Origin of the sequence: Sphaerisporangium sp. B11E5 (assembly GCF_039871875.1) — a bacterium.
Taxonomy (GTDB): domain Bacteria; phylum Actinomycetota; class Actinomycetes; order Streptosporangiales; family Streptosporangiaceae; genus Sphaerisporangium.
This window is the reverse complement of the sequence record NZ_JBDPMD010000011.1, coordinates 168,680-191,169: the sequence shown is the minus strand read 5'-3', so window position 1 is coordinate 191,169 and position 22,490 is coordinate 168,680. Positions and strand designations below refer to the sequence as shown.

17 protein-coding genes are annotated in these 22,490 nt (G+C 72.4%); 9 read left to right on the top strand and 8 right to left on the bottom strand.

What is annotated here, in order from left to right; genetic code table 11:
• Positions 1–893 precede the first annotated feature (893 nt).
• Positions 894–1,547: a maleylpyruvate isomerase N-terminal domain-containing protein gene (locus ABGB17_RS14200; RefSeq protein ID WP_347629368.1), complete on the top strand. Its 654-nt coding sequence runs from the start codon at positions 894–896 to the stop codon at positions 1,545–1,547.
• Between the two features lie 4 nt (positions 1,548–1,551).
• Here the strand turns inward: ABGB17_RS14200 and ABGB17_RS14195 are convergent, their stop codons facing one another.
• The 3 genes from ABGB17_RS14195 to ABGB17_RS14185 form a co-directional block, all read right to left on the bottom strand.
• Positions 1,552–3,027 carry a phosphodiester glycosidase family protein gene (locus ABGB17_RS14195; protein ID WP_347629366.1) on the bottom strand — a complete coding sequence of 492 codons (1,476 nt, stop codon included), beginning with the start codon at positions 3,025–3,027 and terminating at the stop codon, positions 1,552–1,554.
• 170 nt (positions 3,028–3,197) lie between these two features.
• A complete protein-coding gene (locus tag ABGB17_RS14190) occupies positions 3,198–4,313 on the bottom strand; it encodes a P1 family peptidase (protein ID WP_347629364.1) in 1,116 nt (371 codons plus the stop codon).
• 10 nt (positions 4,314–4,323) lie between these two features.
• Positions 4,324–5,934: a PucR family transcriptional regulator ligand-binding domain-containing protein gene (locus ABGB17_RS14185; RefSeq protein ID WP_347629362.1), complete on the bottom strand. Its 1,611-nt coding sequence runs from the start codon at positions 5,932–5,934 to the stop codon at positions 4,324–4,326.
• A gap of 263 nt (positions 5,935–6,197) precedes the next feature.
• On the opposite strand from ABGB17_RS14185, the gene ABGB17_RS14180 reads away from it, so the two are divergent.
• The 3 genes from ABGB17_RS14180 to ABGB17_RS14170 all read left to right on the top strand — a co-directional run bounded on the left by ABGB17_RS14180 (position 6,198) and on the right by ABGB17_RS14170 (position 10,317).
• Positions 6,198–7,496 carry an aminotransferase class III-fold pyridoxal phosphate-dependent enzyme gene (locus ABGB17_RS14180; protein ID WP_347629360.1) on the top strand — a complete coding sequence of 433 codons (1,299 nt, stop codon included), beginning with the start codon at positions 6,198–6,200 and terminating at the stop codon, positions 7,494–7,496.
• Entirely contained in the window at positions 7,493–8,998 is a 1,506-nt protein-coding gene (locus tag ABGB17_RS14175) for a CoA-acylating methylmalonate-semialdehyde dehydrogenase (RefSeq protein WP_347629358.1), read from the top strand. Before ABGB17_RS14180 ends, ABGB17_RS14175 begins: the two co-directional genes overlap by 4 nt.
• Positions 8,999–9,072: 74 nt before the next feature.
• Positions 9,073–10,317 (top strand): extracellular solute-binding protein, encoded by a 1,245-nt coding sequence (locus tag ABGB17_RS14170; RefSeq protein WP_347629356.1) that lies wholly within the window; start codon positions 9,073–9,075, stop codon positions 10,315–10,317.
• 4 nt (positions 10,318–10,321) lie between these two features.
• Here the strand turns inward: ABGB17_RS14170 and ABGB17_RS14165 are convergent, their stop codons facing one another.
• Together ABGB17_RS14165 and gabT are read right to left on the bottom strand one after the other, a co-directional pair.
• On the bottom strand, positions 10,322–10,567 hold the full coding sequence (locus tag ABGB17_RS14165) for a hypothetical protein (RefSeq protein WP_347629382.1): 246 nt from the start codon (positions 10,565–10,567) through the stop codon (positions 10,322–10,324).
• Between the two features lie 167 nt (positions 10,568–10,734).
• The gene (gene gabT, locus ABGB17_RS14160) at positions 10,735–12,096 is read right to left on the bottom strand and encodes a 4-aminobutyrate--2-oxoglutarate transaminase (protein WP_347629354.1); all 1,362 of its coding nucleotides are present in this window, start codon (positions 12,094–12,096) and stop codon (positions 10,735–10,737) included.
• Between the two features lie 109 nt (positions 12,097–12,205).
• Between gabT and ABGB17_RS14155 the strand changes: the two genes are divergently transcribed.
• Positions 12,206–13,666: a PucR family transcriptional regulator gene (locus ABGB17_RS14155; protein ID WP_347629352.1), complete on the top strand. Its 1,461-nt coding sequence runs from the start codon at positions 12,206–12,208 to the stop codon at positions 13,664–13,666.
• On the opposite strand, the gene ABGB17_RS14150 is transcribed toward ABGB17_RS14155, so the two are convergent.
• Positions 13,663–14,310 carry a TetR/AcrR family transcriptional regulator gene (locus tag ABGB17_RS14150; protein ID WP_347629350.1) on the bottom strand — a complete coding sequence of 216 codons (648 nt, stop codon included), beginning with the start codon at positions 14,308–14,310 and terminating at the stop codon, positions 13,663–13,665. The two genes, ABGB17_RS14155 and ABGB17_RS14150, sit on opposite strands and share 4 nt — an antisense overlap.
• A 226-nt stretch (positions 14,311–14,536) precedes the next feature.
• Here ABGB17_RS14150 and ABGB17_RS14145 point away from each other — a divergent pair, with 226 nt between their 5' ends.
• Positions 14,537–15,964, top strand: a complete 1,428-nt coding sequence (locus ABGB17_RS14145; protein WP_347629348.1) for an aldehyde dehydrogenase family protein — start codon at positions 14,537–14,539, stop codon at positions 15,962–15,964.
• A 34-nt stretch (positions 15,965–15,998) separates the two neighbouring features.
• Here ABGB17_RS14145 and ABGB17_RS14140 read toward each other — a convergent pair whose 3' ends face one another.
• On the bottom strand, positions 15,999–16,991 hold the full coding sequence (locus tag ABGB17_RS14140) for a hypothetical protein (protein ID WP_347629346.1): 993 nt from the start codon (positions 16,989–16,991) through the stop codon (positions 15,999–16,001).
• Between the two features lie 51 nt (positions 16,992–17,042).
• Positions 17,043–18,167 (bottom strand): peptidase, encoded by a 1,125-nt coding sequence (locus tag ABGB17_RS14135; protein ID WP_347629344.1) that lies wholly within the window; start codon positions 18,165–18,167, stop codon positions 17,043–17,045.
• Between the two features lie 317 nt (positions 18,168–18,484).
• On the opposite strand from ABGB17_RS14135, the gene dxr reads away from it, so the two are divergent.
• From dxr to ABGB17_RS14120, 3 genes are all read left to right on the top strand, one after another.
• Positions 18,485–19,696 (top strand): 1-deoxy-D-xylulose-5-phosphate reductoisomerase, encoded by a 1,212-nt coding sequence (dxr, locus tag ABGB17_RS14130; protein ID WP_347629342.1) that lies wholly within the window; start codon positions 18,485–18,487, stop codon positions 19,694–19,696.
• A gap of 132 nt (positions 19,697–19,828) precedes the next feature.
• A complete protein-coding gene (gene ispG, locus ABGB17_RS14125) occupies positions 19,829–20,992 on the top strand; it encodes a flavodoxin-dependent (E)-4-hydroxy-3-methylbut-2-enyl-diphosphate synthase (RefSeq protein WP_347629340.1) in 1,164 nt (387 codons plus the stop codon).
• Positions 20,993–21,292: 300 nt separating this feature from the next.
• Positions 21,293–22,402 (top strand): PP2C family protein-serine/threonine phosphatase, encoded by a 1,110-nt coding sequence (locus ABGB17_RS14120; RefSeq protein ID WP_347629338.1) that lies wholly within the window; start codon positions 21,293–21,295, stop codon positions 22,400–22,402.
• The last annotated feature ends 88 nt before the right edge of the window (positions 22,403–22,490 follow it).

Genomic DNA, 22,490 nt, shown 5'->3' with positions numbered 1-22,490 from the left:
ACGGCCATCGCCTTGGTTCTCCTTCGATCGTGGAACATCGAAAAGGATCACGCGATGGCCGTCCTCGTTTCACGACGCCACGCTGACTACCAGCCGAAACTCGTACACCACCTCCGTGGACGCAACCCACCAGCCCACCCAAACCCCCACCCGCCACCGCCGGTGCGACTCCCACCACCGGGTCTGGCGGGCTCCCCGCCCGTCCGTTGTGCCTCCTCCCATAGGGTGCTGCGGCCCACAAGAGGTTCCGCCTCCTGTCTCACGGGGGTCTCCACGGCGCCGACGCGGTGGGCCGTGGTACGGCGAACTCGGCGCCGCCGTATGACGAGTCACCGGTGGGAGTTCGGGGGCAGTAGTCCTTTCGACCCCGACTTCGGCTGCTGTGGTCATGGCCCGCCCGCTTTAGTTGCCCTGCTCCATCAGCACCAGCCTGCTCAAACCCCCACCCCCCATCGCCGGTACGACAGGCACCGGCGGGTCCAACGGGCTTCCGCCCGCCAGGCGCGCCGCCTCTCACAGGTCGATGCAGTCCCCAAGAGGTTGGGCTCTCGCGTCACAGGATGCTTCACCGGCGCTGACGTGGGGGGAGGCGGTACGGCGGATCTGGGGCGGACAGTGGTGGAAATAGGGCGTGCCGCCGGTCGCCGTCTCCTGTTCATCGTCTGTCGTCCGTCCGCAGGCCCGGACCCGTGGCCAGGGATGTCGCCCTCATCCGCACAGCTAGGGATTTACTCCGGCCGACGGGGGGGGCGAATGCTTCGACCTGGCTTCGGCTGGTGAGCTTCCCATGTTTCTTGGCGTGTACCTGCTGTTCAGGTCCTGGGGCAGGTGAAGGAACGGCGGAGGGGGGAATGCGCTTGTCTGGTGTTTCGGTGGGGTATTAGCGTGCCGCAGTGGAGCTTTTTTCTCGGTCTTGGGTGGGGTTGCGTGAGGCGGTTGCTGCGCTTCCGGATGGGGACTTCGGGCGGGCGTCTGGGTGTGCTGGGTGGCTGGTGCGGGATCTGGTTTGTCATCTGGTTATCGATGCTCAGGATGTGCTGATCACTTTGGTTACGCCGGCTGAGGGTGCGGCGACTGTGGATGCGGTCACCTATTGGCGGCTGGTCGATCCTCCGACGGGTGAGGATCCGCTTGATGCGCTGATTCCGCGGCTGGCGGCGGCTTATGGGGAGCCGTGGTTGCTCAAGTTTCACTTGGATGACGTGGGGGCGGCGGCGGGGCGGGCGGCTGAGCTGGCGGATCCGGCTGTGCTGGTCGGCACTCGGGGGGAGGTGTTGACCGTGGGGGATTACCTCGCGGCTTATGTGCTCGAGTGGACCTTGCATCATCTTGATCTGGTCGCGCATCTGCCGTCGGTCGCGGGGCCGGATGCCGGGAGTCTGGCGGCGGCGCGGGTGGCGTTGGAGAAGATCGCGGGGAGGGCGTTTCCTGCGTCGTTCTCGGACAGGGACGTGTTGCTGGTCGGTACCGGGCGGCGTGTGCCGACCGGTACCGAAAAAGTGGCGTTGGGGGAGTTCGGGGCGCGGTTGCCGTTTGTGCTTGGGTGAAGGGTTAGGGGACGATCAGGAGGGCGTCGCCTACGCCGCGTTCGGCGCCGTCGGAGGGCTTGTTCACCACCTTGCCTTTGACGATCATGGCGCTGGAGCCGCCGCCGTCCAGGTTGATGGCTTGGCGGGCGCCCAGCCAGAGCATCAGGCGGGCGGCTTCCACCATCGAGGCGCCGACGGTGGTGCCGGGGCGGCGGCCGTCTATGGCGACCAGGATCAGGGTGCCGTTGCGGGTTACGCCGGCCAGGGTCCTGGGGTGGCGGCGGAGGATCATGTTGACGCTGGCGTGGCCGTCGGCTTGGGCGGTCACGCGTTCGCGGCCGTTGCGGACGAGGCCTACGCCGCCGCCGATCACGCTGGTGTCGGGGGTCAGGGGGATGGCCTTGTCGGTGCGGAGGTCGATGACCTTGGTGGTGATCTTGACGGTCCACTGTTCCCAGGCGTGGGACCAGATCCAGTCGGCCATGATGCCGGTGCCGTGGAGGACGCGGGTGCCGGGGGCCACCTTGCCGCCGGAGGGGCGCAGTTCCATGACGGCGCCGCCGGCGTCGAGGACGGCTTCCGCGCCGCCGTCGGCGGGGGTCTTGGCGCCGTACTCCTCGGTGTAGAGGACCAGTTCGTCGGGGCGGGCGACGCGGTTGACGCCGGTGACGGCGGTCTTCTCGCCGTCGGCGGAGGTGGCGGTGATGTCGGTGCGGACCTCGGTGATGCGGGCGGTGCGGTCCTTCAGGATGAGGGCGCTGCGGCCGGCGACGGCTTCGCTGAGCAGTTTGCCGTCCACGACGGAGACGCCGACGGGCTCACCACGCAGGTGCTTCTCGGTGTGGATGTTGAAGAAACCGCCGTTGACGGCGGCGACGGCACCGGCGCGCCTCGCCATGGAGGACGTGGTCTCGCGGTCGGCGACGGTCTTGCCGACGGTCGCGTGGTAGGAACCGCGGAAGGCCTTGGGGTCGACGGTCAGCACGCGGACGTCCCACGGGCCGGTGGTCGGGGTGCCGTCGTCCCCGAGAAAGTCCACCTTTGAGGAGATTCCTGCCTCTTTAAGGCTTTTGACCATTTCGGCGGCCTTGTCACGCTGGTCGAGCGGCCACGACCCGACCCGCACCATGTACCCGGTGCCCTCCGGGTAATCGGCGACCCCGGGCCGCACGAATTCCGTCACCACCGCGGGGAAACCGGCCGACCGCGCGTTTTCCGCGGCCGCCTCCGCTTCGGCCCGCGGTGCGGCGTCCTTGCCTTTCATCAGCACCGACGCGGTGTACCCGTCGCCCGCCTTGCCGTGCCGCAGGGTGAACATGTCGATGCCGGTGGCCACGGACTTGTGTTTCTGCTTGGCCTCGCCGGGTTCGCCGAACGGGAAAGCCGACTCAGGCACCGTCCACCGGGCCGGCTCGGCCGTCGCCGTGGCCGTCAGCGCGGGTACGGTGGCCGCGGTGACGGCAAGGACGGTAAGGCCTGCGAGAAGGCGACGTGGCATCAGGGGCTCCCGTGGGTGATTCAGTCCTCGGTGCACCATGGTGTGGGGAGTGACCGGTCTGGCGCCGGTGAACACGCCAACGTCTACGAGAATGTAACCCGGCATATAGGACGCGGTTCGTCAGGAGACGCCCAACAGAGAATGCCTTTAGCGGTAAATGCCCAGGTAAATCAGGAATTCCGGAGAAGTGCGGCCAGCCGTTCCCCGTCCAGGCCGTGTGCGGTGACGCCGTCCGCGCCGGTCATCGTCTCCCCGGCCACCAGGGCGTTGACGATGGCCTCCTCGGTCGCTTCGATCACCGCGTAGAACAGCGGGTCGATGTGCTCGTCGGCCAGCACGGTGACCTGGTAGGTGAGCGGCGGGTCGGCGTCCACGGTGTTGGCGGGCAGCTCGCGGTTGGCGGTGGAGAAGCACAGGAAGCCGTCGCCGCTGGAGTTCTCGCCCGCCCCGCCGGTGCGCGCCACGCCGAGCCCTGCCCGCTGGGCCAGGCGGCGGCACTGGTGGGGCAGCAGCGGCGCGTCGGTGGCGATGATCCCGATGATGGACCCGGCGCCCTCCGGCGCGGGCGACACCGGGATCGGCACGTCGGCGAACGACGGGCCCACCCGCACGCCGTTGACGGTCAGCCGGCGGCGGCTGCCGTGGTTGGCCTGCACGAGCACGCCGACGGTGTAGCCGCCGTGCTGTTCCTGGAGCACCCGGGAGGCGGTGCCGATGCCGCCCTTGAAGCCGTGGCAGATCATGCCGGTGCCGCCGCCGACCGCGCCCTCGGCCACCGGCCCGCCGGACGCCGCGGCGTAGGCGGTCCTGACGTGCTCGGGCCACACGTGCTGCCCGTCGATGTCGTTGAGCGTGCCGTCCCAGGTCTCGCCTACCACCGTCAGGGACCACGCGTACCGCCCCTTGGCCAGGGACGCCACCTCGATCTCCACCAGCGCGTCGCGCACCGTGCCCACCGAGGCGGTGTTGGTGAGCCCGATCGGCGAGCCGAGGATGCCGAACTCCGCGAGGTAGGCGAGGCCCGTGATCTCGCCGTTGCCGTTCAGCCAGTGGTACGAGGCGTAGACCGGCTCGTCGAACGCCGACCCCTCGTGCGGCAGCACCACGGTGACGCCGGTGCGCACCGGCCCCGCGCCGACCACCCGGGGGCCGTCGCCGTGCACGAGGGTGGTGTGCCCGACCCGCACCCCGGTGACGTCGGTGATGGCGTTGTACGGCCCGGGTGTGCCGTCGCCGATGACGATGCCGAGGTCGCGCGCCCGCACGGTGGTCCTGCCGGTGGTCACGTGGATCTCCTCAGCGGATCTCGCGCCTGAACGACTCGAGCGCCAGCAGCGCGACGTGCAGGGACAGGCACGACTCGACGTCGTCCAGGTCGGTGTCGAGCACGCGCTCCAGGCGCCGCAGCCGGTCGTAGAACGCGGGCCGGGACAGGTGGGCCCGCTGGGCGGCCACCGCCTTGTTGCGGCCCGCCTCCAGGTAGGTCTTGAGTATGCCGGTGAGGTCGCCGCCGCGGTGCGCGTCGTGCGCCAGCAGCGGCCCGAGCTCCCGTTCGGCGAACGTCTGCAGCCGGGCGTCGTCACGCAGCAGGTGGAGCAGCCCTCGCAGCCGGAGGTCCGGCAGCCGGTAGAACGGGCGCCGGTCGGGCTGGCGGGCCGCGGCCTCGGCGACCTGTTCGGCTTCGAGGAAGCTGCGCCGCACGTCGCGCACCGACTCCACGACCGACCCCGCGGCCAGCACGAACGGCGTGGTGAACGCGGTGCGCAGCCGTTCGGCGAGCGCGGTGAGCGCCCCTTCGGCGAGCATGCGGGGCGGCAGCGGCAGCAGCACGCCGACGCGGTTCTGGTCGAGCGCGCCGACCAGGGCGGGCAGCCGTGCGTCGCGGCAGGCGGCGGCGGTGGCCTCGGCCAGCTCGCCGAGCCGGGCCTGGAGGTTCAGTGCGGTGTCGTCGTGCTCGGCGAGGCGCAGCACGACGCTGATGAGCTTGCGCCCGGTGAGCGGCACGCCGACGGCGCGGGCCCGGGCGGCGGCCTCGTCGGGGTCGGCGTAGGCGTGGGTGAGGATGCCGGTGAGGATGGTGCCGTGGGCCTGGCGCTCCAGGCTTTCCTGGTGACGTTCCAGCAGCCGCCCGAGTGCCAGGGTGGTGGCGGCGCGTTCGGCGAGCACGACGTCGCGCGGGCCGGGCGGCATGTCGTAGATGACGATGAGCCGCCCCCAGTCGTGGCCGCGCGCCCCGACCATGGTGACGAGCCAGCCGGACGACGCGTCGTACGCGGTGCGCTCGCGCGGCGCGACGGCCCGCGACCTCGCCTCCCAGCCGGCGAGCAGGGTGCCGGTGTCGCGTCCCGAGCTCTCGCAGGCCAGCACCTGGTGGGCGAGGTTCTCCAGCAGCACGGGCCGTGAGGACAGCCGGGACACCTGGCGGAGCACCTCGGCGGGCGAGGCGCCCTCGACCGACAGCTCGGTGAACACCTCGTGCAGGTGCTCGGAGGCGCGCAGCTCCTCGAGCTGGATGTCGATGATGCGGGCGTGCACCGACTCGGTGATCTGCACGAACGGCGTCTCGCGGGCGAGGGTGACCAGCGGCAGGCCGTGGGTCTCCGCGGCCTCGACCACCTCGCGCGGCAGCTCGCCGACGAAGCGGCGGCCGAGCTCGACGATCAGGCCGGACACGCCGACGCCGGCGAGGTCGGCGATGTAGTCGGCCAGCTTGCCGGGGTCCTCGGGGAGGGCGATGCCGGTGGTGAGGATGAGCTCGCCGCCGCGCAGCAGGTGAGCGATGTCGCTGACCTCCCCGACGTGAACCCACCGCACACGGGTGTCCAGCCGGTCGGCGCCCGCGACCACGCGCGGGCTGCCCCGGTGAACGGCGTCCAACGCGAGGACGTCGGCCAGGGTCGGTAGCACATAACCGAGCCTATCCGATCAGAATGTAAAGACGGATGGCCAGTCCTTGACACACTGTTGTGACACGGCCAAGGTGGGCCGCTCGGGGGCGCGGCATCCGGCCGTCTGACGGCTGATCTGGTCTGTCATGCAATGTCCGGACAACAGGTTGACCGGGCGAAGAGACATGCTTACGGACCGGCTAGCATAATGTAACGCGAATTCCTGGTTCCCCGACACTGTGCACCGGGGGCAGGAGTCGGCGAGTCGACATAATCTGAACTATGTCCGACCTACTCGCGCGCCACCGCGCGGTCCTGCCGAACTGGTCGCCCCTCTACTACGAGCAGCCCATCGAGATCGTGCGAGGCAAGGGCAATCGCGTCGTCGACGCCGAGGGCCGCAGCTACCTCGACTTCTTCGCCGGCATCCTCACCAACATGATCGGTTACGACGTGCCTGAGGTGCGCCAGGCGGTCGAGCGCCAGCTCGCCACGGGCGTCGTGCACACCAGCACGCTGTACCTGCTGCGCACCCAGATCGAGCTCGCCGAGAAGATCGCCGGGCTGACCGGCATCCCGGACGCCAAGGTGTTCTTCACCAACTCCGGCACCGAGGCCAACGAGACCGCCCTGCTGCTCGCGACGTTCGCCCGCGGGTCGGACCAGGTGCTCGCCATGCGGCAGAGCTACCACGGCCGCAGCTTCGGCGCGATCGCGGTCACCAGCAACCGCGGCTGGAAGAACAACTCCCTGTCGCCGCTGAACGTGCACTTCCTGCACGGCGCCGACCGTCACCTGCCCCAGTTCCGCGGCATGTCCGACGAGGCCTACATCGAGGCGTGCGTCGCCGACCTGCGCCACGTGCTCGCCACCGCCGCCGCGCCGGACGTCGCCGCGCTGATCGCCGAGCCGATCCAGGGCGTGGGCGGTTTCACCATGGCGCCGGACGGGCTGTTCGCGGCGTACAAGCAGGTGCTGGACGAGGAGGGCATCCTCTTCATCTCCGACGAGGTGCAGACCGGGTGGGGCCGCACCGGCGAGTCGTTCTTCGGCATCCAGGCCCACGGCGTGACGCCGGACATGCTGACCTTCGCCAAGGGCCTCGGCAACGGCTTCGCGGTCGGCGGTGTCGTCGCCCGGGGTGACCTGATGGACGGCCCGAAGGCCATCGGCCTGTCCACCTTCGGGGGCAACCCGATCGCCATGGCCGCGGCGAGCGCCACCCTCGACTACGTGCTCGACCACGACCTGCGCTCCCGTGCCGCCGTCACCGGGGCCATCCTCATCGACGGCCTGCGTGAGGCCGCGCCCCGCCTGCCCGTCGTGGGCGACGTGCGCGGCAAGGGCCTGATGTTCGCGGTGGACCTGGTGGACCCGGCGACCGGCGAGCCGTCCCCGTCGCTGGCCACCCGCATGCTCGAGGAGACCAAGAAGCTCGGCCTGCTCGTCGGCAAGGGAGGTCTGTACGGCCACGCGCTGCGCATGGCGCCGCCGCTCACCCTCACCGACGACGAGGCGCGCGAAGGGCTCGGCATCCTCGTCACCGCACTGGAGACCGTCAACGAGGAGGCGACGGGATGAAACGGGTCGGCCACTGGATCGGCGGAACGGAGACCCCCGGCGAGGGCCGGCGGGGCGAGATCTTCGACCCGGCCACCGGCCGGGTCGCGGGGCACGTGGACCTGGCGGACGCCGCCGAGGTGAACGCGGCGGTGGCCGCGGCGCGGGAGGCGTTCCCGGGGTGGCGGGACACCTCGCTGGCCCGCCGGTCCAAGGTGCTGTTCGCGTTCCGCGAGCTGGTGGACCGGCACCGCGACGAGTTCGCCGAGCTGATCAGCGCCGAGCACGGCAAGGTGCGCTCGGACGCGCTCGGCGAGGTCGCCCGCGGCCTTGAGGTGGTGGAGTTCGCCTGCGGCGTCCCGCACCTGCTGAAGGGCGGTTTCTCGGAGAACGTCTCGACCGGCGTGGACACCTTCTCCATCCGCCAGCCGCTCGGCGTGGTGGCGGGTGTCACGCCGTTCAACTTCCCGGTGATGGTGCCGATGTGGATGTTCCCCGTCGCCGTCGCCTGCGGCAACACGTTCGTGCTCAAGCCCTCCGAGCGCGACCCCTCGGCGTCGCTGCTGATGGCGCGCCTGTGGCGGGAGGCGGGGCTGCCGGACGGCGTGTTCAACGTCGTGCAGGGCGACAAGGCGGCGGTGGACGGCCTGCTGGAGCACCCGGACGTGCGGGCGGTGTCGTTCGTCGGCTCCACCCCCATCGCGCGGTACGTCTACCGGACCGGCACGGCCGCAGGCAAGCGGGTGCAGGCGCTCGGCGGCGCGAAAAACCACATGCTGGTGCTGCCGGACGCCGACCTGGACCTCGTGGCGGACGCCGCGGTGAACGCCGGCTTCGGCTCGGCGGGGGAGCGGTGCATGGCGATCTCCGTCGTGCTCGCGGTGGACCCGGTCGGCGACGCCCTGGTCGACAAGATCGTCGAACGGGTGGGCGGGCTGACCGTCGGGCCCGGCGACGACCCCGGGTCCGACATGGGGCCGCTGGTCACCGGGCCGCACCGCGACAAGGTGGCCTCCTACCTCGACACCGCGCTCGCCGAGGGCGCCAAGCTCGTGGTGGACGGCCGCGAGACGCCGGTCACGGGCGGCACCACGGCGTCCCGCACCCCCGGGTTCTGGCTCGGCCCGACGGTGATCGACCACGTGCGCCCCGGCTCCACCGTGCACCGCGACGAGATCTTCGGGCCGGTGTTGTCGGTGGTGCGGGTCGCCTCGTACGAGGAGGGCCTGCGCATCATCAACGAGACCGAGTACGGCAACGGCACCGCGGTCTTCACCAACGACGGCGGCGCCGCGCGGCGTTTCCAGAACGAGGTGGAGGTCGGCATGGTGGGCGTCAACGTGCCGATCCCGGTGCCGATGGCCTACTACAGCTTCGGCGGCTGGAAGGCGTCCCTGTTCGGCGACACGCACGTGCACGGCCCCGAGGGGGTGCACTTCTACACCCGCGGGAAAGTGGTCACGTCCCGCTGGCTGGACCCGAGCCACGGCGGGGTGAACCTCGGTTTCCCCACCAACGGGTAGGTACGGCCCCCGCGCCCGCCCCGGCCGATAGGCTGCGGGCAGCGTGAGTACCGAGGGGCGGGGGTGGACCACAGGTGAGGCGGTGGCGTTCCGCCCTGACGGCTCTGGCCGCCGCGGGGCTGGTCTCCGTGGCGGGGTGCACCGCTTCGGGGAAGCCCGCCGCGGACGTCCCCGCGCGACCGTCCGCCGTGCCGAAGGCCGGGGCCGCGTCGGTGCCGGTGCCGTCGGCGTCCGCGCGCCCCACCACGGCGGGGCCGTCCGTGACGCCCACGCCGTCCCCCTCGCCGAAGGCGCTCGGTCCCGGTGAGGGCTCGGTCACGGTGCTGGCGCCGCGCGGGTACGCCGAGTACGGCGGTTACGACCCGGCGGTGAACTGGGTGGGGCCGTTCGAGCGCGACACCGGGTGCAAGGTCAACCTGCGGTACCCCTCCTCGCCCGGTGAGATGGACGCCATGGCGCGGCGCGTCCCCTACGACGTGATCGCGGCGCCGCCCGACGTCGCGGGGCGGCTGATCGCCGAAGGCAAGGCCGCGCCGATCACCACGTCCCTGTTGTCCCACTACGACGACATCCCGAAGTGGCTGCGCACCCAGCGGCCTGCCGTCGTGGACGACGAGGTGTACGGCGTGCCCTACCTGTGGGGCTGGTACGCCACCCTCTCCACGGGCGACGTGCGGGGCCTGGACGCCGCGTCCCTCTACACCCGGCCCGGCACGGCGACGCTGCCGGACGGCCCGCTGTCCATCGCCGGCGCCGCGCTGGCCCTGCGCCTGACCCGCCCCGAGCTCCGCGTCGGCGACCCGTTCGAGCTGACCCCCGCGCAGCTCGACGCGGCCGTGGCGCTGCTGGCCGAGCGGCGGGGCGAGCGCACGTACTGGCAGGAGCCCATCGAGCCGCTCCAGGGCCTGACCGCGGGCACGGTACGCCTGGCGCGCACCATCCCGTACCAGCAGGACCTGCTGAGACGCGCCGGTCGCACGGTGCACGCCGTCCCCGAGGGCGAGACCACCGGCTGGGTCGACTCCTGGATGCTCGCCGCCCGCCCCGCCAGCCCCAACTGCGCCTACCGCTGGCTCGACTGGATCGGCTCGCCCGAGGCGCAGCGCCAGGCCGCCGCGTGGACCGGCTTCGCCCCCGCCAACGAGGAGGCCTGCGACGGCCGCGTCACCCGCGTCTGCGACGCCTACCGCATGACCGACTCCGCGTGGCTCAAGAAGGTCCGCTTCGCCGTCCGCCCGTCCCGGGCGTGCGACGAGGGCACCGGCTGCACCGACTACACCGAATGGACGGCCCGCTGGCGCGATCTCGTGGCGCGCTGACCCGTCAGGAGGTGGCGGCCCGCCGGGAGCGGGGGTCACGCCGGGGCGACGGGGCGGCGGGCTGGAGGGCTTTGGCGCAGTCCTCGCAGGCCATCACGGGGGAGCCGTCGGGGAGGCGGCCGGCTTTCACGCGGGGGCGTGGCCATTTCTTGTGGCAGACCACGCAGGCGTCGCCGTCGCGCTGGGGACCGGTGAGGTCGGCGGGGTCGAAGGTCGGTGTTCGCCGGGCCGCGGCCGGGTCGCAGCTCATCACGCTCCAGTGGTGTGGACGCCTCATACCCGAACCGTTATAACCGGACTACCGGCGGTGATCGACTACGGGGAAGCCAAGGAGCGGTTAAATCGCCGGCATTGTGTCCGGCTGTTCACGACAAAAGGTGCACCCGGCAGCAAGCCGGGTGCCCTCCAGTGGCGCGACTAAACAGACGAAATTGCCTTTTCCAGGATAGAAAGCCCCTCGTCCAGCAGCGCGTCCGAGATCGACAACGGCGGCAGGAAACGCAGCACGTTGCCGTACGTCCCCGCGGTCAGCACCAGCAGGCCCTCGGCGTGGCAGCGGCGCGCCACCTCGCCGGTCACCGCCGGGTCCGGCTCGGTGGTGCCGGGCACGACCAGCTCGATGGCCGTCATCGCGCCCCGGCCCCGCACGTCGCCCACCACGTCGGACCGCTCGGCCAGCGCCCGCAGCCGGGGCAGCATCAGGTCGCCGATGCGCCGGGCCCGTTCCACCAGGCCGTCCGCCTCGATGGTCTCCAGCACGGCGAGGGCCGCCTCGCACGCCAGCGGGTTGCCGCCGTACGTGCCGCCGAGCCCGCCGACGTGCACCGCGTCCAGCAGCTCGGCCCTGCCGGTCACCGCCGCCAGCGGCAGGCCGCCCGCGATGCCCTTGGCCGTGCAGATGATGTCGGGCACCACGCCCTCGTCCTCGCAGGCGAACAGGTGGCCGGTGCGGGCGAAACCGGTCTGCACCTCGTCGGCGACGAACACGATGCCGTTGGCCCGGGAGTACTCAAGCAGGCCGGGCAGGAAGCCCCGGGCCGGCTCGATGAAGCCCCCCTCGCCCTGGATCGGCTCGATCACGATGGCCGCGACGTTGCGCGCGCCGATCTGCTTGTCGATGGCGTCGGTCACCTGCGCCAGCGCCTCGGCCGCGCAGTTCTCCGGTCCCGAGGGCCAGCGGAACGGGTAGGCCATCGGCATGCGGTACACCTCGGGCGCGTACGGCCCGAAGCCCTGCTTGTAGGGCAGGTTCTTCGCCGTCAGCGTCATGGTGAGCAGCGTGCGGCCGTGGTACCCGTGGTCGAACACCACGACGGCCTGGCGGCCGGTCGCGAGCCGGGCCACCTTCACCGCGTTCTCCACCGCCTCGGCGCCGGAGTTGACGAGGAACGACCGCTTCTCGTGGCCGCCGGGCGTGAGCGCGTTCAGCCGCTCGCACACCTCGACGTACGACTCGTACGGCGTGACCATGAAGCACGTGTGGGTGAAGTCGCCCACCTGCCTGCGCACCCGCTCCACCACACGCGGCGCGGCGTTGCCCACGGTGGTCACCGCGATGCCCGAACCGAAGTCGATCAGCGAGTTGCCGTCGGCGTCCACCACCACGCCGCCACCGGCGTGCGTGACGAACACCGGCAGCGTGGTGCCGATGCCCGGCGGGACGGCCGCGCGCTTGCGCGCGAACATCTCCTGCGACCGCGGTCCCGGGATCGCCGTGACCAGGCGCCGTTCCTGCGGCAGGGAGGGCCCGCCCTGGGTGATGGACTGCTCGATGCTCATGCTTCCGACGGTACGGCGCCCGGTACCGGCTGCCGATCCGGCGACATGGCACAATATGGACATCCTGCTTGTCCGGGGTGTACAAGTCCCGACGGCCTGGGGGGCTGTGATGGCGCCGACCCTGCGGCGCGTGGTGGCGATCACCTCGCTGGGGCTGCGGGTGCTCGCCGGCGAGGCGGCCCTGGACCGCTCCGTGCGCTGGGTCGCGGTGAGCGAGCTGGAGGACCCCACCCCCTTCCTGGAGGGCGACGAGCTGGTCCTCACCACCGGTATGCGGCTCGCGGCGCCGGGCGCCGTGCCGTACGTCTCCCGGCTGGTCGCCCGCGGGGCCGCGGGGCTCGGCTTCGGGGTGGGGCTCGGCCACGACGACGTGCCGCCCGAGTTCGCCGCCGCCGCGGCGCAGGTGGGGCTGCCGCTGGTCGAGGTGCCGCGGGAGACGCCGTTCATCGCCATCGGCAAGGCCGTCAGCGAACTGCTGGCCACCGAGCGGTACGAGGAGCTGAGCAACGCGTTCGCCGCGCAGGAACGGCTGACCCGGGCGGCGCTGCGGCCCGGGGGCGTGGCCGCGGTGGTGGACCGGCTCGCCCGGGAGATCCACGGGTGGGCCGTGCTGCTGGACCCGGACGGCACGCCGCTGCACGCCGCCGGGGACGGCGCCGCCGCCGGGACCGAACTGGTGCGGGCCGAGATCACCCGGCTGCGTTCCCCGGGGGCCCCCGCGAGCCTCGCGCTGTCCGGCCCGGGGGAGCACGTCGTCGTGCGGCCGCTCGGGGAACGGCACCGCGTCCGGGGGTTCTTCGCGGCGGGCGCGGCCCGGCCGTTCACGCCGGTGGGGCACACCGTGGTCAACACCGCCGGGTCGCTGCTCGCGTTGTCGCTGGCCCGGGGCCGCGACCAGCTCGCCATGGCCCGGCGCGTCCGCGCCGCCGTGCTGGAGCTGCTGCTCGCCGGGGAACGCGAGGCGGCGGCGCGGGCCATGGACGCGCTCGGGGACGGCCCGCCGTCCGGGCCGGTGGTGGTGCTGGCCTGCGAACCGCACGACGCCGAGGCGCTGTACGACGCGCTGCCCGGCTTCACCGCCCCCTGGGACGGCCTGGTGGTGGCGCTCGTCCCGGCGGGCGAGGCCGAGCGGGCCGCCGCGATCGCCGGGGCGCGCGGCCGGGCCGGCGTCAGCGCCCCGGTGCGGCCGGAGGAACTCGGCACCGGGCTGGACCAGGCCAGGCTCGCCCTCGGCTCGGCGGCCCCGGTGACCCGCTTCGCCGACCTCGCCGGCCAGGGGCTGCTGTCGCTGGTCGACCCGGGGCTGCTGGCCGGGTTCGCCACCTCGCTGCTCGCCCCCCTGCGGGAGTACGGCTCCCGGGCCGACCTCGTGGAGTCGCTGCGCGCCTATCTGGCCTGCAACGGGCACTGGGACGCCGCCGCCCAGCGGCTCGGGGTGCACCGCCACACCCTGCGGTACCGCATGCGCCGCGTCGGCGAGCTGCTCGGCCGCGACCTGGACGACCCCGCGGTCCGCGCCGAGCTGTGGGTGGCACTCTCGGCCCGCCCGCGCACCCCGCTCGGCCGCTAGAGGGAGACCGGCAGCGCGTCCTTGTAGACCAGGTAGCGGCTGATGGCGGCCAGGGTGACCGAGGTGTAGACCTGGTCGTCACGCAGGTGGCCGGCGCGCTCCAGGCTCACCGCGCCCTGTGCGGCCGCCCACAGGCAGTCGGCGATCTTGCGCGGCTGGGTGGGCACCATGTACCCGGCGGCGATGCAGTCGGCGATGGCGCGGTCCAAGATGTTGACCGCCGCCCGCGCCAGCGTGCGCGCCCGCTCGCTCGGCTCGAACCCCGGGATGGCCTTCTCGAACATCACGCTGTAGAAGCCCGGCTCGGCCAGGCACGCCTCGCGGTACGCCGGGCCGAGGGACGCCAGGTACGCCAGCGGGTCGGGGTGGCGCGGCACGGCCGCCAGCCTGCGGCGGAACCGCTCGAAACCCTCCAGGTAGATCGCCTCGGCCAGGCCTTCCTTGTTGCCGAACATCGTGTAGACGACGGTGGTCGAGCACCCCGCCTCGGCGGCGATCCGGCGGACGGTCAGGCTGTCGGCACCGTGGGTGAGGAGAAGCTGGCCCGCGACCCCGATGAGGCGGCCACGCAATTCTTCCTGGGAGGTCTGGCCGGCCGCTGAGTACGCACCCTGAAGACCGAGCGGCGGCGCCGGCGAACCCATGAGAGACCTGACCCCTTCTCCACAAGGGTCCCGCGCGGACCCGCATGGTGACTTAACCATGTGCCAAGAGCTTCAAACCGCTCAGCAATGAATCATCCACAAATCGCGGCATGTCTGTTACGAAAAAGGGAAAGACGATGCCTTATGCGGGTTGTAGCGATCGCCCGCCACGCTTGTCCGCACTGGAGTGGCGTCGCCCCCCACGTCCTGGCATACGGTCGGAAGCATGGACGTACGCCCCTTCTGGCTCGCCGGATCGCCCGCGACCGGTGACGCCGAGCTGACGGTGACCAACTCGCACGACGGCCGGGTCGTCGGCGTCGCGTCGGTGCCGGCCCCCGAGCAGGTGGAGGAGGCGGTGGCCGCCGCGCACGCGGTGCGCAAGGAGGCCGCCGGCCTGCCGGTCCACGTGCGGGCCGAGGCGCTGGCCCATGTCTCCCGGCGTCTGGCCGAGCGCGGCGAGGAGATCGCCCGGCTGATCAGCGCCGAGAACGGCAAACCGATCTTCTGGGCACGCGGCGAGGTGGCCCGCGCCGTGTCGACGTTCCGCTTCGCCGCCGAGGAGACCCGCCGGTTCGGCGGCACCACACAGCGGCTGGACACCGAGCCCGCGGCGGCCGGGCGGCTGGCCTACGTGTCGCGGCAGCCGTACGGGCCCGTGCTGGCCATCACGCCGTTCAACTTCCCGCTCAACCTGGTGGCGCACAAGGTGGCCCCGGCCATCGCGGTCGGCGCGCCGGTGATCGTCAAGCCCGCGCCCGCGACCCCGCTGTCCGCGCTGCTGCTCGGCGAGCTGCTGGCCGAGACGGACCTGCCCGCCGGGATGTTCTCGATCCTGCCGGTGCCGAACGACCGGGCGGGCGCGCTGGTGGACGACCCTCGGCTGCCGGTGGTGTCGTTCACCGGGTCCGGGCCGGTCGGCTTCGCGCTCAAGGACCGGGTGCCCCGCAAGCACGTCACCCTGGAGCTCGGCGGCAACGCCGCGGCGGTGGTGCTCGCCGACGCCGACCTCGACTGGGCGGCGGCGCGGATCGCGTTGTTCTCCAACTACCAGGCCGGGCAGAGCTGCATCGCCGTCCAGCGGGTGATCGTGGAGGAGCCGGTGCGCGAGGCGTTCACCGCCAAGCTGGTCGCGGCGGTGGAGAGCCTGGTGGTCGGCGACCCGGCCGACGAAAAGACGCAGGTCGGGCCGCTGGTGTCGGTGGACGCGGCCGAGCGGGTGGAGCGGTGGGTCGCCGAGGCCGTCGCCGCCGGGGCGCGGGTGCTCACCGGGGGCGCCAGGGACGGCGCGACGCTCGCCCCTGTCGTGCTCGCCGACGTGCCCGCGGACGCCAAGGTGGTGGGCGAGGAGGTCTTCGGGCCGGTGCTGGTGCTCCAGCCGGTGGCGTCGGTGGACGAGGCCTTCGCGGTGGCCAACGACTCGAGGTTCGGGCTGCAGGCCGGGGTGTTCACCCGGGACATCGGGGTGGCGTTCCGCGCGGCCAAGGAGCTGGAGGTCGGCGGCGTGATCGTGGGTGACGTGCCGTCGTACCGCGCCGACCAGATGCCGTACGGCGGGGTCAAGGAGTCGGGCATCGGGCGCGAGGGGCTGCACTCCGCCATGGAGGACTACACCTACGAGAAGGTGATGGTGCTCACCGGGCTGACCCTGTAGCGGGTCGTTCCCGGCGGGCTCGTCCCGGGGCGGCTCAGGCATTCTGGGCCGCCTCGAACAGCCGTCGCGCGTGGTCGCCGAAGTAGGGGCCGTACATCGTGGTGGCGTCGTCGCTGTACTTGAAGCTGCTGACGGACGTCACCACCCCCCGGCCGCTCGCCGGGTCGAACGCGCTGAGCCAGGGGCCGCCGCTGGACCCGGCGGTCAGGTCGCAGCGCATGCCCTGGTCGCGGGTCTGCCGGTGGGGGTCCCCATGTGGGTCGCCCGCGCAGTAGACCAGGTGCTCGCCGTCGTAGGGCGCGTCGGCGGGGAAGCCGAAGCCGAACGTGCGGGCCCCCCGCGGCCGGTTGAACCCGATGTCCTGGCCGCCGACCACCTCGGTGAGGTGGCGCCCCCCGGCCGGGGCGACGGCCACCATGGCGAGGTCGTGGCTGTCGTCCCCCCGGGCCGACCACGGACCTGGGACGAACATGCGGCGGGCGGTGAAGGCGCCGTACGGCCGCCGCCCCGCGTCGTAGCCGGGGACGAACGTCCAGTTCTGCGCCCACGCGCCCGCGCCGTCCTTGACGCAGTGGCCCGCGGTGACCACGACGTCCATGTTGCGGCTGCGCACCGCGCCGGCCGAGCAGACGTAGTCGGCGCCGCGCATGGTGAGGAAGACCCGCCCCGTGGTGCGCGCCACCGCGCCGCCCGCGGCCCAGCGCGACCCCCGGGTGACCGGCTTGACCGGCTTGGCCGCCCGCCGCGGTGCGGCGGGCGGCGGGAGCAGCGCCGCGCGCGGCATGCCGAGCAGCGTGGCCGGCACGGCACGCGCCATGCGCTCCGGGGTCCAGTGGCCGAGGGCGCGGCGCAGGTCGGCGGCCGTGCGGGCCGCGGTGTGCTCGGCGACCACCTGCCCGGGGGCCGCCGGACCGGCCCCCGGGCCTGCGCCGCCGGGACCGGCGGCCGGGCCCTGATCCGCGGGGACGGCCGCCAGCAGCCCGGCGAGGAGCGGCACGGTGGAGATCAGCGGGAGGATCGGGGTCATGGCTCCCGAGTGTGGACTACCCAGAGTGCCCGCGCCGACGCTTTCCGTAAATCAGGTGGCGCTCTCGTTCTGCGCGGCGGTGTAGACGGCCTGGGCCTCGTTGCCGAAGTACGGGCCGAACATCCAGAACGACGCGAAGTTGTACTTGAAGCTGTTCACCGAGTTCACCGTGCCCGTGCCGGTGCTCTCGTTGAAGTTGAGGAACCACCCGCCGCCGCTGGAGCCGCCGGTCATGTCGCAGGTGAGCCCGTGGTCGCTGGACAGCAGGAAGTCGTCGAAGGTCCGGCCGCTGCAGTAGATCAGCCGCGAGCCGTTGTAGGGGCTCGCCGCCGGGTAGCCGAAGGCGTACATCTGCTGCCTGCGGCCCTGGTTGAACGCGACGCCCTGCCCGCCGACCACGTCCACCAGGCGCTGGCCGTTGAGGGGGGCGACGACGGCCGCGGCCATGTCGTAGTTCATGTCCTCGCTGGAGTTCCACTGCGGCGTGGTGAGCAGGCTGGTGGCCACCCACGTGCCGTACGGGCGGTTGCCGGCGTTGTAGCCAGGGACGAACACCCAGTTGGTGTGGAAGGCGCCGCCGAGCTTCACGCAGTGCCCGGCGGTGATGACCACGCTCTTGTTCGCGCTGGTCACCGCGGTGCCCGAGCACGACGCCGAGCGGCCCTGGTAGGTGAAGAAGACCCGTCCCTCGGTGCGCACGATGGCGCCGCCGCTGGTCCAGGGGGCGCCCGAGGAGCGGGCGGCGAGCGTGGACGCCGACGGGGTGGGGGTCGGCGTCGGGGTCGGGGTGGCCGTCTCGCTCGCGGAGGGGGTGGGGGTCGCGGACGGCTCGTCGGCCGGCGCGGCGCCGCGCCGCACGGTGCCCGGCTTGGCGGCGGCGGGGGCCACCGGCTTGATCAGCACGGCCTTGCCGCCGGTGCTCGGGGCGGCCGTCGTGCGGCCGTTGCGGTTCCTGGTCAGGATCAGCGGTTTGGCGGCCGCCATCTTCGCCGCGGTCCAGAACTGCTTGACGTCGCGCTGCTCCACCTTGGTGTCCGCCGCGTCGTGGACGATGGGGCGCGGTGCGGCCGGCTTGGCCGCGCTGTCACCGGAGGCGGGGGCGGTCAGCAGGACGCCCGCGGCCGCGATCGGTGCGATGGCGGCGATGGGGAGCAGGCGTCGTGTCGTGGGGTGCATTCGGTCCTCCGTGCTGTGGGCGTACTCGCCCGGGCGGTCCCCGGCGGTCCGTTTCGCCCGAGCACGCGTCAGCGCGCACGGCACGTCGTCCCGTACCGGTCCCGGGTGGGTCGGGGCCATGTCCTGTCGGGGGACCGTAGTAGCGCCGATCGCCGCATTTCTCGTGATTCACCGAGACGGATATGACGGGATTCGGGCATTTATCTGTTGCTTTCTCAGCCGTCGCTGCAGTGACAGAAAAGGGGCCTTCGAGGGCAGTCAGCCGGCACCCCCGTCTCGGAGGGCGGAGCGGGGGGCGCGCCGGGATAATGAGGGGTATGCAGACGCCACTCGCCGCACCGGGCGCGCTCGCCGGTGCCGTACCCCAAGGCCCGCGGGCCGTCGTCGTGCTGGGATCCACCGGCTCGATCGGCACTCAGGCGCTCGACGTCATCGCGCGGGAGCCGGAGAGGTTCCGGGTCGCCGGGCTCGTGGCCGGTGGGGGGCAGACCGGGCTCCTGGCGCGCCAGGTGGAGCGGTTCCGGCCCGAGGTGGTGGCGGTGGCCGACGCGGGTGCGGCGGCGGAGGTGCGCGAGGCGGTCGGGGCGTCGGTGCGGGTGCTCGCCGGGGCCGAGGGGGTGGCCGAGGTCGCCGCGTGGCCCTGCGACGTCGTGCTGAACGGCATCACCGGGGCGGTCGGGCTCACGTCCACGCTGGCCGCGCTGGAGGCCGGGCGGGTGCTTGCCCTGGCCAACAAGGAGTCACTGATCATCGGCGGGCCGCTGGTGAAGCGGCTCGCCGGGCCGGGGCGCCTGCTGCCGGTCGACTCCGAGCACTCCGCGCTCGCCCAGTGCCTGTGGGCCGCCGGGCCGTCCGGGTACGACCCGGCGGCGGTGCGGCGGCTCGTCGTCACGGCGAGCGGAGGGCCGTTCCGGGGGCGCAAGCGTCACGAGCTGGCGGACGTCACGCCCGAGCAGGCGCTGCGCCACCCCACGTGGGACATGGGCACCATGATCACCCTGAACTCCGCCACCCTGGTGAACAAGGGCCTGGAGGTCATCGAGGCCAGCCTGCTGTTCGACATCCCCTTCGACCGCATCACCGTGGTCGTCCACCCGCAGTCGATCATCCACTCCATGGTCGAGTTCGTGGACGGCTCCACCGTGGCGCAGGCCAGCCCGCCCGACATGCGGCTGCCGATCTCGCTCGCCCTCGGCTGGCCGGGGCGCGTCGCCGGCGCCGCCCGGCCGGTCGACTGGACCACCGCGCAGACCTGGACGTTCGAGCCGCTGGACGAGGAGGCGTTCCCCGCCGTCGCCCTGGCCCGGCACGTCGGCACCGAGGGCGGCACCGCGCCCGCCGTGTACAACGCCGCCAACGAGGTGTGCGTCGCGGCGTTCCTGGCCGGGCGGCTGCCGTTCACCGGCATCGTGGACACCGTGGCGGCCGTCGTGGCCGAGCACACGGTCACCCCGGCCGAGTCGGTGGCCGAGGTGCTCGCCGCGGACGCCTGGGCGCGGGCCCGCGCGGGGGAGCTGGTGGTGGCCTGACCGGGGTCCGCGGGGGCGCCCGCGGTGGCCTGAATGGGCCGTGTTTCCGGGGCTACGGCGCGGTCCGGTCCGGTGGGGTACCTAGACTGGGGTCGTCTCAGCGTGTCGCCGAACACCAAGGTGCTGGAAAATATGACATCTGTTGATCTGGGGATTCCGTCGGTACGGACCAAGCCGATCGCCGAGCGGCGGGTCACCCGGCAGATCATGGTGGGCTCGGTGCCGGTGGGTGGTGACGCCCCGGTGTCGGTGCAGTCGATGACCACCACGGTGACCGCCGACGTCAACGCCACGTTGCAGCAGATCGCCGAGCTGACCGCCTCCGGCTGCCAGATCGTGCGGGTCGCGGTGCCGTCCAACGACGACGCCGAGGCGCTGCCGATCATCGCACGCAAGTCGCAGATCCCGGTGATCGCCGACATCCACTTCCAGCCGCGGTACGTCTTCCAGGCCATCGAGGCCGGGTGCGCGGCGGTCCGGGTCAACCCCGGCAACATCAAGCGGTTCGACGACAAGGTCGCCGAGATCGCCCGCGAGGCCGGCCAGGCGGGCGTGCCCATCCGCATCGGCGTCAACGCCGGGTCGCTGGACGATCGCGTCATGGCCAAGTACGGCAAGGCCACCCCCGAGGCGCTGGTGGAGTCGGCGCTGTGGGAGTGCTCGCTGTTCGAGGAGCACGGCTTCACCGACCTCAAGATCTCCGTCAAGCACCACGACCCGGTGGTGATGGTTCAGGCCTACCGCCTGCTCGCCGAGCGTTGCGACTACCCCCTGCACCTCGGGGTGACCGAGGCGGGGCCCGCGTTCCAGGGCACGGTCAAGTCGGCGGTGGCGTTCGGCGCCCTGCTCGCCGAGGGCATCGGCGACACCATCCGGGTGTCGCTGTCGGCGCCCCCCGTCGAGGAGGTCAAGGTCGGCATCGCGATCCTCGAGTCGCTCAACCTCCGCAAGCGTGGCCTGGAGATCGTGTCGTGCCCCTCGTGCGGCCGCGCCCAGGTCGACGTGTACACCCTGGCCCAGCGGGTGCAGGCCGGCCTGGAGGGCCTGCCGGTCCCGCTGCGGGTCGCGGTCATGGGCTGCGTCGTCAACGGCCCCGGCGAGGCCCGCGAGGCCGACCTCGGCGTCGCGTCCGGCAACGGCAAGGGCCAGATCTTCGTCAAGGGCAAGGTCGTCAAGACCGTCCCCGAGTCCCAGATCGTGGAGACCCTCATCGAGGAGGCCCTGCGCCTCGCCGACGAGATGGGCCCCGTGGAGGACGCCGAGAGCGGCACAGGGCCCCAGGTGGTCGTGAGCTGACTCCCCCTGGGGGGTGCTCGGCGACTGCCCGGGGATGGTCGTGAGCTGACGTGCGCTTGGGCGAGGCCGGCGATTCCTGCCTCGCCCATGGGGGGTCCTGAGCTGACGCGATCCCTGGGCGCGGCCGGTGCTCGCCCGTGGGTGGGCGTGGGTTGACCCGCCTGTGGGGAGGCAGGTGGCCCCGTGGTGGCCGGGAGCCGCCGGCGCGTACCCTTCGACCTGGTAGGTACGGCCCGCGTGGGCTGACGGGGGGCGGGAGTGGTCTTCCTGCGTGCCGAGCGGGGGGTGTAAGCAAGAAGAGTGCGACCTCGGGTTCGCATGCCGGGCAAGCACCTGGCGTGGCGGCCGGGCCACGTCCTGGTGGCGATACCGCTCGCGCTGATCGTGGTGATCATCATACTCGAACTGGTGGTGCCGCGGGAGGTGCGCCTCACCCCGCTGCTGGTGACGGCGCCTGCCATCACCGCGTCGTTCGCGGGGCCGCGGCTCACGGCCCTCATCGGCGGCCTGGCCATCCTCGCCCACCTGCTGCTCGACCTCTTGGACGAGCTGATCGGCACGCTCATCATGCGGGCGGAGCTGCTGGCGCTGATCGTGGTCACCGCGTTCCTGGTGGTGTTCTCCTTCGTGCGCGACCGTCACAAACAGGAGCTGATCCGGGTGCGGTCGGTGTCCGAGGCGGCCCAGCACGCCCTGCTGCGCCCGTTGCCGAGGCGGCTCGGGCCGCTCAACGTGGCCTCCGTCTATCTGGCGGCGGAGGAGGAGGCCCAGATCGGGGGCGACCTGTACGCGGCGGTCCGGGTGGACTCCGGGGCCCGGCTGGTGATCGGGGACGTGCGGGGCAAGGGCATGCCGTCGGTGTCCGACGCGGCCCTGTTCCTCGGCGCGTTCCGCGAGGCCGCGCGGCGGCGGCGCACGTTGCCCGAGGTGGTCGGGCACCTGGAGGAGAGCGTCGCTGCCGAGTACGCCGAGCGGCTCGCGCAGTGCCCCGAGGTGATCGAGAACTTCATCACGGCGACCGTGCTGGAGGTGCCGGACGAGCGGCCCGTGCTCCTCATGATCAACTGTGGGCATCCGCCGCCCCTGCTGGTGCGTCCCGGCGAGGTCCACTTCCTCGGCGTGTCCCGGCCCACCGTCCCTCTCGGTCTCGGTGAGCTGTCCCACCTGGCGTGCCAGGTGGCGATGTTCCCCTTCGAGGCCGGGGACACCCTGCTGCTGTACACCGACGGTGTCGTCGAGGCCCGTGACCCCGAGGGGGTGTTCTACCCCCTGGCCGAACGGGTGGCCAAGTGGTCGGGGAACGGCCCCGAGTCGCTGCTTGAGCACGTACGCGCGGACCTGCTGTCCTACGTCGGCGGCAGACTCGGCGACGACGCCGCCATGGTCGCCCTCCAGCGCGCTCCGTCCTGACGCGCTTCGCCCCGCCCCGTCCCTGCTTCGTCTCTCAGCGTCTCCGGGTGCCCCGCAAACCCGCCGTCCTGTGGCCGATGGTGGCCGA